Here is a 14,438-nt window from a genome sequence, read left to right as displayed (position 1 = left end):
CTATTCAAAAAAATTAAAATTATCCCCATTTCAAAAAAGATTTTTTATATTTAATTTCCTTCAATTTTAATAGAGCTCATTTGCTCTTTAAAATTTTATTATATTTAATTCCCCCTAACCACTCTATATAAAATTCAACTTATTAATAAAAATATTTAAATTCCTTTAACTAAATCTTAGGTAATTCTAAAACCTCAAACTAAGATAAGTAGTAAGTAGTTCACAGTAACTCTATAAACTAAAAATCATATTATAAAAGTATATAAATATTTTAAGGAGATTTATTATGAGTTATACAACCTCAGCTCAACCACAAGGAAAAGCTTTAAACATCCAAGGTTTTTTAAGAGAAGCTCTTATTTCTGAAATAGTAGCTATTAATGGTTATAGTAAACATATTGACGATATTCCTATAGCAGAAATCAAAGAATTACTCCATCATATAATGGAAGATGAGAAAAGACATTATGGAATGTTTTTAGAGGCTCTTAGAAAATATGATAAAGAAGAATTTGAAGTTTATTTAGAGGCTATGGAACATGTAGAAATTAAGGATAAACCATTAAAGAAAACATATCATGAAAATAAAAAACTTACTGCATACAAAATACTTAATAAAATAAGAGAAGATATTAAAGGAGAATACGAGGCAATACTTCTTTATGATTATCTAATTACACAAGTAGATGATAAAGAAATTACTAAAATGCTTAAAGAAATCGCTAAAGATGAAAAGGAACATGTTGAAGAATTAACTCTTGCAATTATGAGATTAGATTCTGATAACTATGGTCCAATAGAAGAAAAATAAATTCACTTTTCATTAATTATCATAAATACTTAGTTAAAATATATTTCTTAAATAACTTTTAACTTTTGACTATGTTTTAAGAGAGTGTTTAAAACAGAGCATAATTTTTAAAGTAATAAATAAAGAGGGAGTGTATAGACATTATACCGCCCTCTTTTTATATAAATAAATCAAATTTTATTATCTTAAATTAGTTACATTTATCTTCTATCATTTTAGCTAAGTTGTGAGCCATTTCATCTATTTCAGATTGATTTTCTCCTTCAAGCATTACTCTTACTAATGGCTCAGTACCTGATGGTCTTATTAAAACTCTTCCACATCCATCTAATTTAGCTTCCATTTTCTTAATTTCAGCCATTATTTCTTCATCTTCATTGTGTATATTTTTCATGTTATTTGGAACCTTAGCATTTACTAATACTTGAGGTAATACCTTCATTATCTCTTTTAACTCACCTAAAGATTTTCCAGTTCTCTTAACTATGCTAGCGACTTGAAGTGCAGTTACTAATCCATCTCCAGTTGTATTATGTTCTAAGAAAATAATATGACCTGATTGTTCTCCACCTAAATTGTATCCTTTAGCTAACATTTCTTCTAAAACATATCTATCTCCAACCTTAGTTATAGATGTGTTTATTTTTTCATTTTCACAAGCTATCATTAATCCTAAGTTACTCATTACAGTAACAACTAAAGTATCATCCTTTAATCTTCCTAACTCTTTTAAGTACTTAGCACATATAGTTAATATGAAATCTCCATCAACTAAATTTCCTTTTTCATCAACTGCTAAACATCTATCAGCATCTCCATCAAAAGCAAATCCCATATGACAGTTTTTCTTAACAACATACTCCATTAATTCTTCTGGATGAGTTGATCCACATTTCTCATTTATGTTTGTTCCATCTGGATTATCATTTATTACATATATTTCTGCACCTAACTCTCTGAAGGCTTTAACAGAAGTTTCATGTGAAGCACCATTAGCACAGTCTAAAGCTATTCTTAATCCCTCTAATGAAATACCAACTGTATTCTTAGCAAAGTCAACATAGTCTTCTAATGCAGCTTTCTCTACCACGGCTCTTCCTAAGTTAGCCCCTGTTGGTGATGGTACATTTTCAAATCCATTTTCTATAGTTCTTTGAATCTCATCTTCTAACTCATCTGATAATTTATATCCTTTATCATCAAAGAATTTTATTCCATTATATTCTACTGGGTTATGAGAAGCTGATATCATAACCCCTGCATCTGCTCCATATTCTCTTGTTAAATGAGCTACTGCTGGTGTTGGTATTACTCCTAAACAAATAGCCTCGGCACCAACTGATAATATTCCAGATACTAATGCAGCCTCTAACATATCTCCTGATATTCTAGTATCCTTAGCAACTAATATTTTAGGTTTGTGAGTTCCCTCTGTTAAAACAAAAGCTCCTGCTCTTCCTAAATTGTATGCTAACTCAGCTGTTAACTCAGTATTTGCAATTCCTCTAACTCCATCTGTTCCAAATAATCTTGACAATTTATGTCACCCCTCTAATATTCTTAATATATTTTAATTAAATTTCTCTCTTTTTTGTTACTAAAATTACTACTTTTTATACATTCAAAGAATACTGTATGTAATAATTTTTGTCAAATATTAGTCATTAAAACTCTTAAATTTCTCCATTTTTATGGATATTTTATATACTATCATAGTAATAAATAAGATTTATTACTAAAATATTATTTTTAAAATATGATATTTTATCAAAACTTTATTAATATACTTTTAACAAAAAAAATCGTATTTTTTCTTAAATTAATATAATATCTATTAAATATTCGCATATACTTGAAATTAGAGAAAAGTATTGTGTTTTATGTTCATAAATATATCTAGCAATATTATAATTCTATATATCTTACATAAATAATCGTGAAAACATTTTAATTATGGACATAACTCCCATTACGCCTTAAAATATTAATTGAGTTTATATAAAGAAAGGGGATAATTGTAATGACAACTAATGAATCTAATTACATAGATGAAACTAAAACTTCAACAGATTCTGAAGATTTTGCAAAGGCATTAGCTGCTGAAGAAGAAAATTCTTGTAAAAGAAAAAAAGAGGTAATAGAAAAAATTAAGGACTTAGCTAAAAACGCACAAAATTGGAAAGAAGCAAACAATGAATTTAATGCACTTTTAGAAGAGTTTAATAATATTTACTACTATGATCAAGAAGCTGAGAATGCTCTAAAAAAAGATTTAAGAGACGCTAAGAATGAATTCTTTGAAGCTAGAAAAACATTCTTTGAAAAGGCTAATGAAGAATTTAAAGCTAATGCTGATAAGAAAAGAGATGTTATAAATAGATTTAAAGCTTTAGTTTATAACGAAGATATTAAAGCTTGTGATATGGTTTCTAAATCTTTATCTGAGGAATTTTACGCTATAGGATTTGCTGGTAAAATTAACAATGAACTATTCAATGAATTTAAAGAAGCTAGAGAAATGGCACAGTCAACTAGAAAGGCTGCTATGGAAAATCTTAAAGAAGATTTCGTTAATAAAGCTAATAGAAAAAGAGAAATAATAGATGAATTAAAAGGCTTAGTTAATAATGAAAACTGGAAAGAAGCAACTGAAAAGTTTACAGCTCTTTGCGAGGAATTCAAAGGAATAGGTTTCTCAGGTAAAGAAGGAAATGAAGAAATTTCAAAAGGCTATAAAGAAGCTAAGGATTTATTCTTCTCAAAAAGACAAGAATTCTTCGATGCTTTAAAAGCTGAAAATAAGGTTAATATAGAAAAAAGAACTGCCCTTATTGAAGATTTAAAGAAATTATATGAAAATGATAGCTGGAAAGAAGCGTCTTCTAAAGTTAAAGAAATCAGCGATGAGTTCTTCAAAATAGGTTTCTGTGGTAAAGAAGAAAATGAAAAACTTATTAATGAATTTAAAGAGGCTAGAGATGTCTTCTATGCAAAAAGACAAGAGTTTTTTGATGAAGTAAATTCTAAAAGAGCTAACAAACAAAAGGATTTCTTAAATGGATTACTTAAAAATAAAGATGAGTTTGTTAAGAAGTTAAAGAAATATATAGATCAAGACGAAGAAAGACTTTCTGACTTCACTAATAGATTATTCAATGTTAGACCTGGAAACAATTCTTTAGAAACTATAGAAAAATACCAAGAAATCATTGAGGATATCAAAGGTAGAATAGAAAATAATAAAGCTAAAGTTAGAGAAGTTCAAGGTGAAATGCAATCTATAAGAAATGAATTAAATAGCTTATAAAATATAAAAAGTATCAAGACATCAGTTTTGATACTTCTTTTTTTCTGTAGGTTCTGATTTAATATAGTGTTGATTTTAGCTATCCCATAAGACCTACTTAATTTTGTATAGAGTTTCTATAAAATCTTATTTAGGTAATATTATTGTAAACTTACTTCCTTCCCCTAACTTACTTTTAACATAAATTTCACCACCATGTGCTGAAACTATTGATTTAACTATGGTTAACCCAATTCCAGTCCCTCCAGTGGCTCTTGTTCTTGATTTATCTGCCCTATAAAATCTTTCAAAAACATATTTTAAATCATCTTCTGATATTCCAATCCCCTTATCTTCCACAGAAATAAGCACTTTATTTTTCTCAACTGTTTCATCTATATAAATAGTTCCCCCTTCATTTGAATACCTAATAGCATTTGAAAGAATATTTATTAAAGCCTGAGTTATCTTATCCTTATCGCAGTTTATCTCTATATCTTTTTTTTCATATTTAATTTCTATATTCTTAGTTTTAGCTAAATTAGAAAATTGAAATACTACAAAAGAAATTATATCTCCTAAATTACTCTGAACTTTTTTTAGTCTCATTGAATACTCATCATACTTATTAAGTTTCTGCATATCACTAACTAAGCATGTAAGCCTCTCTGCCTCTTCCTTAACACTTGCAAGCCTTTCTTCTGTTGGCTCCCATACACCATCTATCATAGCCTCTAAATGAGACTGTATATTTGTCAAAGGTGTTTTTAGCTCATGTGATATATCTCCAGTAAGCCTTTTTCTTATGTTTTCTTGTTCTTTTATATTTTGAGAAAGATTATTTATGGAATCTACTAAATCATTTATTTCTAAAATATCTGTTTCTATATTTAATTTCCTATCATAATCTCCACTTGCTATGTATTTAGCTTTTGTTTTAAGCTTCTTTATAGGTTTTGTTATGGATTTTGATATTATTAACCCCATAAAAATAAAGGCTAATATAAGAAGTCCTCCTATACCAACAAGCATTTTGTTTACTATGTCCAAAAATACAAGCTCATTTGTCATATAAAATATAGGACCATAAAACTTTACTCTAGCTGTTCCTATTTTTTCTCCATTTTTCATTATAGGATAATAAATAGGTTCAAATTGACTTGTTGTTGATCCATATTTTCCTTCCATAGAATTCTTTATATAAGTCATTACCTTGTTGCATTTATCTTTTGAATTTTTCTCTATATCCATTATCTCTTTACCATTTTCATCTGACAAAGCAACTATAACCCCTTTATTCAAGGCATTATATCCTATATTTTCTACATTGTTATAGTCCCACTTACCATTAAAATATTGATCACTTATTTCTATCAAAATATTTTGAACAGTATTTTGATTTTTAACCATTATATAATTTCCAAATTTTTTGTCAAAGTAATATTTTGAGAAAACAACAGCTAAAATTATTGTTATAGATATTAAAATAACCGAAGGAACTATTACCTTATAATTTAAACTTTTATATCTTCTTACCTTCAAATTTATACCCCACCCCATATACAGTCATAATAAACTTAGGTTTTCTACTATTTTCTTCTATTTTACTTCTTAAATTTTTTATATGAGAGTCTATAACCCTATCAAAACTATCATTTTTATCTCCTAAAACAAGTTCTATAATTTCATCCCTTGTGAATATTTTTTTAGGATATTTGCTTAAACACATAAGTATATTAAATTCAGTTGAAGTTAAAGTAATTAGTTTCCCTCTTACCCATACTTCTCTTGTTTCTAAATTAATTTTTAATTCTCCATCATTAAAAACCAATATTTCCCCTTCTTTATCACAATTAGTAGCTCTTCTTAAAAGTGCTTTTATTCTGGCAATTAATTGTTTAACACTAAAAGGTTTTGTAACATAATCATCAGCTCCAATATCAAATCCTTCTAACAAATCATCTTCTTCTGTTTTTGCTGTTATCATTATTATTGGAACACAGCTTTTCTCTCTTATAACCTTACATACCTCTTCTCCACTTAAATCAGGTAACATAAGGTCTAAAAGTATTAAATCTATTTTATTGTTATTAAAAATATTTAAAGCATCTTTTCCATTACTACATGAAAATACTTCAAACCCTTCTTTCTTTAAATATGCCTCTATAACTTCAACTATCTTCTCTTCATCATCAACTAATAATATATTCAAAAATTTCACCTCTATTATTGCTTAAATTTTTTCCTTATATATTATTTATACATAAAAAATATATAAATAATATGTAGATTTTTAAGCTATTTTATTAACTATAAAAAAGAAGGCTATATATCTAGCCTTCTTTTTAAATTAGCAAAGTTAATATTATTTATTTAGATTCAAAACTTGAACATTGTGTATTTTCTTGACTTTGTGCATAATCTCCTGAAATATCTATGCTATGAGCATGACACTTACAATTTTCATTGTGACAGCATTTTTCTGCTTCACAAGCTACATCAGTAGCTAAATCTGCAGGTCCCATATTTTCAACTGCATTTGTAAATCCACCTTTTTCAACAAAACTTCCACAACAAGTAGATCCTACACTATTTGCAAATGAACCATTAACCTTTACTGAATTAAGTGAACATAAACCTCCTTGATTATATGCACAGTTTCCTACTCCACAATTTAAATTAGGCATACTATATCACTCCTTTATTATTTAATCAAATATAGTATGCTACTTTTTATATTCTCTTATTCTCTAATAAAGATTTATTACTTAGTTTTTTCCATTCTATCTAAAATTATGTTATATCCATCAGCACCGTAATTTAAACATCTATTCACTCTACTTATTGTAGCGGTTGATGCTTTAGTATCCTCTGCAATTTCAGTATATGTTTTCTTCTCTCTAAGCATCTTAGCTACATGTAATCTCTGTGCTAAAGCCTTTAATTCTGATATTGTACATATATCCTCAAAGAAATTATAACATTCATCTATATCTTCTAACTTTAAAATAGCCTCAAATAAAAAATCTAAATCCTTACTCTTTAATTTAGACTTAAGTCCGCTCATACCAATCTTTCTCCTTTTGTCACTATTTATTACCTCTATAAAACATACTACCCTTATTAATGTAGTATTTTCTGTATACTAGATACCTTAATTATACTTCTTTATAATAAATAAGTGAACTCCCAAAACCTTTCTAAAAAATAAGTTGAAACTTATAAAACAAAGGATTTAAATTTAATTTAATATTAATCTAAACTAATTAATCATCAACACGAGTATTAGAACTTCCACCAGGATTAGTTAATGGTCTTAAGGAATCCCATCCATGTTCTAATTTCTCATAAACTGATTTAGTTGGAATAAGCCATACTTCCCCTGTACCTCTAAATACATTTAAAAGCCCCTCTCCACCAGTCACTGTAGATACCAAAGATTTAGATGACTTTTCTACTGTAAACTCTATATCTCCAGTTCTTAAAACAGCAAAATTACCATCTACTTTTAAAACGTCATTATTTATTTTACATTTAAATATTTCTGATTCAGGCACTGGTATTTCTAAAACTACAATCCCTTCTCCTGAAAGCTTAGTTTGAAATATTCCCTCATTTCCAAACATAACAGATGAAACTGATTTATTCATGTAAGCACCTACTTCAACGCTACTTTCACAAGCATAAAACATACTATCATCCACTACTATCTCCTCATTTTCAAGTTCTATCAATGCATAGTGACCAAATGAAGGCTCTAAAAATATTTCACCTGTTCCATCGTACTTAGGTTTAAAAGTACTCTCTCCTGTAACCTTACTTGAAAAAAACTTTTTACCAAGTCCTAAAGGTCCACCAATTTTATTTTGCATATTTATAGATCCTCTCATGTAACTTAAAGAACCTTTTTCAATTTTCACAGAACTCTCATCTAAAATTATTCTAACCTGTCTTAATTTTATATTAGCTTCTCTCATTTGATTTAACTTTATAGCAAGTTCTAAAGAATCCCCACCCTTTAAACTATCATATTCTAAAACCTGAAATACAGATTCTCCTCTCATTTCTGATATTAATTTTAATTCATTTTCTATTTTTAATGAAGTTCTCATATTTTAAAACCCCTTTCTAATAGTTCTTTTATACATTATATCCTAAAATATCTTATTTAATTGTGAAGAAAAGTTTAAAAGCTAGAGTTTTATAATGCTCTAGCTTTTTATAAATATTAATCTATATAAATAAATCTTTGTGGGCCTTTTCTAATTTCTTCTTATTTCCTAAAATATCTTCATAGTAAACTCTAAGCATCTCACCAACACTCCAAGCTTGAGCATAACATCCTCTAGCTTTAAAGGGATTATCACCATCAAAAATCTCTGCAATACTTCCTAAACATTGATCCTTAATATGATCCTCCATATCCTTCATTAAGTTATCTACTAATTCCACAGACTCTTTAGAATAATCATTCACTTTACAGTATGCTGTGAAGAATCCTCCAAGTGGAAATCCCCAAGTTGTTCCTTGATGATAAGCCATATCTCTATCAAAAAGCTTTCCAATGTAAATACCATGATAATCCTTATGATCTCTACTTAAACTTCTTAATCCATATGGAGTATATAATTCTTCAAATACTTTTTCCACAATATATTTCTCTTGTTTTCTATCTAACATTGTAAATGGTAATGAAACAGCCCAGATTTGATTAGGTCTTATACTTCCATCACTCTCTTCATCATTTATAACATCATAAAGACATTTTTCATCTTCATTCCAGAATTTCTTAATGAAAGATTCCTTAACCTTCTCTGATAATTCCTCGTACTCATTTACTTCTTCCTTTTCAAATTTATCTTTTAATAAAGCGGCAATCTTTAAGGCGTTATACCATAAAGCATTAATTTCAACTGGTTTACCATGTCTTGGAGTTACAACTATTCCATTTACTCTAACATCCATCCAAGTAACTTGATCTAATCCAGAACCTGCATTTATTAAAGAATCTTTTTCATCCATTTTTATTGAGAACTCTGTTCCTTCTTTATATGCTTTTATAATATTTTTAATAGTTCCATAGATTTCATTTTTAACAAAATTCAAAGCCTCTTCACTATTTGCATATAATAAATAATTATAAACAGCATTTATAAACCATAATGAAGCATCAACAGTATTATAAATAGGTTCTTGTCCCTCTCCTGGGAACATATTTGGAATTAATCCATTTTTCTCATAAAGACTAAAACTTTTTATAATATCCTTAGCATCCTCTAATCTACCAGTTGACAAAGTTAATCCATTAATAGCAATCATTGCATCTCTTCCCCAATCTAAGAACCATGGATATCCTGCAAGAATTGTTTTACCATTTATAGATTCTCTATTTACTATAAACTGATCTGCTGCTATAGGAAGATATTTAGCTAACACTCTATCATCATCAAAAGTATTTCTAAGCTTTCTAATTCTCTCTTCTTCTCTTTCAATTATTTCTTCGCAATTAAACTCTTTATCATTTTCAATAGTACAAAGTAAATAAACCTTCTTTTTTTCATGTGGTTTTAAACATACTTCAATAGTTGATGGAACATAACATTTATCCACATACTTATCTCCTGTGCTTTTATCCACATCATAGTAAATTTTATCCACAATTTTAGAACCTTTATTTACCACCTTTCCACCATATGTTAATAATCTAATTTTAATATCTTCTCTAAGCTTTGGAATAAGCTCAATTTCCTCATCTTTTATTGATGTTTTAAATTCTAAATTCTCATCCCCACTGCATATTCCTGGATTTCTAAATGTGAATAGAGGCTCTATATTTAACTTTGTTTCTTTACTTCCATTTAATATGTCATACTGAATAACTACAGTATTTTTCTCATAATCCATTGAAACTTTTTTATTTACAACTACTCCATCCACAAAAAATCTAAAATGAGGTAATCCGTCATAATAAAAACCTTGTAAATTTTTAAATCCATCCACAGTTTCATTTATATATTTGCATGAACTTAATTGATGAATTTTTCCACCAATATTAATCTCTTCATTTAAATTAGAAAGAATCATATATCTTTCCTCTGGTGAATTTGTACAGGCTAATAATAATCCTTGATACTTTCTACAATTAGCACCAATAAAAGTTCCTCCACAGAAACCGCTTATGCCATTAGTAAGCATCCATTCCTTTTCTATCCCTCTTTCATAATCGAGCCAATCTTTCTTACCAAATTTCATAAATAAACACCCCTTATTAACTAGACTCTACTTTTCTCAATATTGATTCCATCTAATTACTTAGAACCATTCTAAAATCAATACTTTTTAAAATATAACCACAAAAATTATAGCTATCACCTTGAAGGATTTTAGAACTTAAACCTTCTTCATAAAAATAATTTAAGTTTTCAAAATCCATCTAGATGATAGCCTAATCTTAAAGCTTAATTTAGTAAGCCTCTAATATTCTAACTATTTGTTAGTACATTTCTTAATTCCCCATATTTCATCACAATATTGCTTTATTGTTCTATCACTTGAGAACATTCCAGCATTGCAAGTATTCTCGAATGCCATCTTAGCCCATTTCATCTCATCTTTATAAGCTTCAAACACTTTATCTTCAGTATCTTTAAATGATTTGAAATCTGCTAATAGGAAGTATTGATCTCCCTCTTTTAATAATGAGTTGTAAAGATCTTCAAAATTACCAGTACCACCATCATCAAATGTTCCATCAACTAATGTATCTAAAACTTTCTTTAAATCTTTATCAGCTTCATAGTAAGCTACTGGGTTATAGTTTCCTTTTAACTCTTCTATTTCTTCAACTTCTAATCCGAATATGAAGTTGTTGCAAGCTCCACTTTCTTTAACTATTTCAACGTTAGCTCCATCATTAGTACCAAATGTAGGTGCTCCGTTTAACATGAATTTCATGTTACCTGTTCCTGATGCTTCTTTACCAGCTGTTGATATTTGTTTTGAAACATCTGCTGCTGGGAATAATTTTTCAGCATATGAAACTCTGTAGTTTTCTACAAATACAACTTTTATTTTTCCGTCTATCTCTTCATCATTATTTATAAGTTTAGCAACTTCGTTAGTTAACTTAACTATTGATTTAGCTCTCTTATATCCTGGGAAAGCTTTAGCTCCATATATGAATGTTACTTTTGGTATATCCATATCTGGATTTTCTTTTAATCTATGGTATAAATCTAAGATGTATAAAGTATTTAATAATTGTCTCTTATACTCATGTAGTCTCTTAATTTGAATATCAAAGATTGAATTTGGATCTAATTCAACACCTTCATGCTCTAAGATGTATTTAGCTAATTGTTCTTTCTTAGTATGTTTTATAGCCATGAATCTTCTTAATACTTCTTCATCATCTTTATACTTTTCTAAACCTTTTAATAAATCTAAGTTTTTAACCCAATCTTCACTTCCTAAAAGTTCAGTAATTAAAGCTGATAATTCTTGGTTACATAATCTTAACCATCTTCTTGGAGTTATTCCATTTGTTTTGTTTTGGAATTTCTCTGGATATAATTCATACCAATTCTTTAACTCGATATCTTTTAATATATCTGTGTGTAACTTAGCAACACCATTTACAGCAAATCCAACATGGATAGCTAAGTTAGCCATTCTAACTTGTCCACCATTAACTATTCTAAATTCTTCTATAGCTTCTTCTGAGTATCCTTTTTCATCTAAACAAACTATAAATTCTGCATCTATTTTTTCAATTATTTCTAATATTCTTGGGAATAATTCCTCTATTAAATCAACATCCCACTTTTCTAATGCTTCTGCTAATATAGTATGGTTTGTATAAGCAAAAGTATGAGTTGCTACTTCGTAAGCTTCCTCAAAAGTAAATCCTTCTTCATCTACAAGAATTCTTATAAGCTCTGGTATAGCTAAAACTGGATGAGTGTCATTTAATTGAACTGCATGTAACTCTCCAAATTTAGTAGTTATTGTTCCAAATGTAGCTTTATGCTTTCTTACTATATCTTTTAATGAAGCACTTACTAAGAAATATTGTTGTCTTAATCTTAATAATTTACCTTCTCTATTTGAATCATTCGGATATAAAACTCTTGATATATCCTCTGCTCTATTTTTAAGTTCTAATGCTTCATCATATTTCTGTTCATTAAATAAGTTGAAATCAAATTCTTTAAGAGGTTCACATTTCCATAATCTTAATGTATTAACATTTTTGCTAGCATATCCAATGATTGGAGTATCATAAGGAATAGCTTTAACTGTCATATCAGCAAAATCAACAGTTACACATTCATCTTCTTTTCTTATGCTCCATGGTTCTCCATATTTTAACCAACTATCAACTTCTTCTTTTTGGAATCCATCTTCAAAGTATTGTTTAAATAAACCATTATTATATCTAATTCCATAACCTTTTAAAGGTACTTCTAAAGAAGCTCCTGAATCCATAAAACAAGCTGCTAGTCTTCCTAGACCACCATTTCCTAATCCAGCATCCTCTTCTATTTCTTCAATTTTATTTAGATCAAATCCTAATTCATCTAAAACTTCTTTAACTTCATTATAAAGACCTAAGCTTATTAAATTGTTTCCTAATGCTCTACCCATTAAAAACTCAGCTGAGAAATAATAAGCATTTTTTTGTTCCTCATAAAGTTTTTCTGTTTTATTCCAATCATCAACTATATTTTCTAAAAGAGTTAAAGATAGTGCATTAAACACCTCAAAATCCTTAGCATCTTTTATTGAACTCTTTCCATATTTTACTTTAAGATATCTTTCAATCCCTCTCTTAATTTGTTCTTTATTCATTCTAGTTCACCCTTCCATATAATTTTGTTATATCATATATTTTCTCTGCTAATTCATCAGTTAAAGCACCCTCTTTAACTCTCCACTCCCAGTTTCCACCTAAAGTTGATGGGAAGTTTATTCTAGCTTCATTTCCTAGATTTAAGAAATCTTGCATTAAAGCTATGGCAGTATGTGATACACTGCTCCAAACTCCTCTGATGAATCCCCAGTTATACCCTTCTTCTTCATTAAGTTTTAAATATTTTTTAGAATATTCAACATCTTCCCTGTTACCTGTAACTTCAAACCATCCTCTGAAAGTATCATTATCATGAGTTCCAGTGTATGCTATTGAATTTACTGGATAATTATGTGGAAGATAATCACTCTCTTCTCTTGAATCAAAAGCAAATTGTAAAACTTTCATTCCTGGGAAGCCAGTTTCATCTCTAAAATCTATAACTTCCTGAGTTAAGTATCCTAAGTCTTCTGCAATTACATTAATCTCTCCTAACTCATCTTTTATTGCATTAAATAGTTTAATTCCAGGTCCTTTAACCCACTCTCCATTTACTGCAGTCTTATCTCCATATGGTATTTGCCAATAAGCTTCAAATCCTCTGAAGTGATCTATTCTTAAAACATCATAAAGTTTAAAACTTTCTCTTACTCTATCAATCCACCAAGTATATCCAGTATCATCCATGTACTTCCAATCATAAATTGGATTTCCCCATAATTGACCTGTTTCTGAGAAAGCATCTGGTGGACATCCAGCAACTTTTTTAGGAACATTATTTTCATCTAATAAAAATGCTTTTGGATTAGCCCAAACATCTGCACTATCCTCTGCTACATATATAGGCATATCTCCTATTATCTTTATTCCTAATTTATTTGCATACTCTTTTAATTCACCCCATTGTTTGTAGAAGTGATATTGTAAGAATACCCAATAATCAATTTCCTTAGCTAATCTAACTTTACATTCTTCAAGAGTTTTTTCCTCTCTTAATTTAATTTTTTCATCCCAGTCTTGCCAGCTAATCAAATCATTTTCATTTTTTATTGCCATATAAAGTGCATAATCTTCAATCCAAAGTTTATTTTCTTCTCTGAATTTTACTATTTCTTCTTTACTTTTATCTAAAGAATTTTCATATGCTATTTTTAACACTCTCATCTTTTTATCAAATATCAATGCATAATCAATTTTTTCAGAATCGTTTCCAAAATTGATACCATCATAATCTCTTTTCTCAAGCAACCCTTCTTCATTTAAAATATCAAAATCTATAAAATAAGGATTTCCTGCAAAAGCTGAAAATGATTGATATGGTGAATCACCATAACTTGTTGGTCCTAAAGGCAGTATCTGCCAGTATCTTTGTCCAGATTTCTTTAAAAAATCTACAAACTTAAATGCTTCCTTACCAAAAGTACCTATTCCATACTTCCCAGGTAAGGAAGCAATATGCATTATAATTCCACTTGCTCTTCTCATATTAC

The 14,438-nt window shown here is 28.5% G+C and carries 11 protein-coding genes; 2 read left to right on the top strand and 9 right to left on the bottom strand.

Annotated elements, in window-relative coordinates:
• Nucleotides 1-286 precede the first annotated feature (286 nt).
• Nucleotides 287-811 (top strand): ferritin family protein, encoded by a 525-nt coding sequence (locus Q1K13_RS01360; RefSeq protein WP_300347111.1) that lies wholly within the window; start codon nucleotides 287-289, stop codon nucleotides 809-811.
• Between the two features lie 190 nt (nucleotides 812-1,001).
• On the opposite strand, the gene glmM is transcribed toward Q1K13_RS01360, so the two are convergent.
• Nucleotides 1,002-2,348: a phosphoglucosamine mutase gene (gene glmM, locus Q1K13_RS01355; protein WP_300347108.1), complete on the bottom strand. Its 1,347-nt coding sequence runs from the start codon at nucleotides 2,346-2,348 to the stop codon at nucleotides 1,002-1,004.
• A 483-nt stretch (nucleotides 2,349-2,831) separates the two neighbouring features.
• Between glmM and Q1K13_RS01350 the strand changes: the two genes are divergently transcribed.
• Nucleotides 2,832-4,118 (top strand): DUF349 domain-containing protein, encoded by a 1,287-nt coding sequence (locus tag Q1K13_RS01350; RefSeq protein ID WP_300347106.1) that lies wholly within the window; start codon nucleotides 2,832-2,834, stop codon nucleotides 4,116-4,118.
• 126 nt (nucleotides 4,119-4,244) lie between these two features.
• On the opposite strand, the gene Q1K13_RS01345 is transcribed toward Q1K13_RS01350, so the two are convergent.
• From Q1K13_RS01345 to malQ, 8 genes are all read right to left on the bottom strand, one after another.
• Nucleotides 4,245-5,639, bottom strand: a complete 1,395-nt coding sequence (locus tag Q1K13_RS01345; RefSeq protein WP_300347103.1) for a sensor histidine kinase — start codon at nucleotides 5,637-5,639, stop codon at nucleotides 4,245-4,247.
• Nucleotides 5,620-6,309 carry a response regulator gene (locus Q1K13_RS01340; RefSeq protein ID WP_300347101.1) on the bottom strand — a complete coding sequence of 230 codons (690 nt, stop codon included), beginning with the start codon at nucleotides 6,307-6,309 and terminating at the stop codon, nucleotides 5,620-5,622. The genes Q1K13_RS01345 and Q1K13_RS01340 overlap by 20 nt, the downstream gene beginning before the upstream one ends.
• A 157-nt stretch (nucleotides 6,310-6,466) precedes the next feature.
• The gene (locus Q1K13_RS01335; RefSeq protein ID WP_300347098.1) at nucleotides 6,467-6,784 is read right to left on the bottom strand and encodes a DUF1540 domain-containing protein; all 318 of its coding nucleotides are present in this window, start codon (nucleotides 6,782-6,784) and stop codon (nucleotides 6,467-6,469) included.
• Nucleotides 6,785-6,861: 77 nt separating this feature from the next.
• Nucleotides 6,862-7,164 (bottom strand): YerC/YecD family TrpR-related protein, encoded by a 303-nt coding sequence (locus tag Q1K13_RS01330; protein ID WP_300347096.1) that lies wholly within the window; start codon nucleotides 7,162-7,164, stop codon nucleotides 6,862-6,864.
• A 199-nt stretch (nucleotides 7,165-7,363) separates the two neighbouring features.
• Complete coding sequence (locus Q1K13_RS01325; RefSeq protein WP_300347094.1) at nucleotides 7,364-8,209, bottom strand: AIM24 family protein; 846 nt, start codon at nucleotides 8,207-8,209, stop codon at nucleotides 7,364-7,366.
• 121 nt (nucleotides 8,210-8,330) lie between these two features.
• A complete protein-coding gene (locus Q1K13_RS01320; protein WP_300347092.1) occupies nucleotides 8,331-10,349 on the bottom strand; it encodes an amylo-alpha-1,6-glucosidase in 2,019 nt (672 codons plus the stop codon).
• Nucleotides 10,350-10,583: 234 nt separating this feature from the next.
• A complete protein-coding gene (locus Q1K13_RS01315) occupies nucleotides 10,584-12,947 on the bottom strand; it encodes a glycogen/starch/alpha-glucan phosphorylase (protein ID WP_300347089.1) in 2,364 nt (787 codons plus the stop codon).
• Nucleotide 12,948: 1 nt separating this feature from the next.
• Entirely contained in the window at nucleotides 12,949-14,433 is a 1,485-nt protein-coding gene (gene malQ / locus Q1K13_RS01310; protein ID WP_300347086.1) for a 4-alpha-glucanotransferase, read from the bottom strand.
• Nucleotides 14,434-14,438 lie beyond the last annotated feature (5 nt).

It is taken from the genome of Clostridium sp. (genome assembly GCF_029267215.1).
Lineage (GTDB): Bacteria > Bacillota > Clostridia > Clostridiales > Clostridiaceae > Sarcina.
This window is presented reverse-complemented; position numbering and strand designations above follow the sequence as displayed.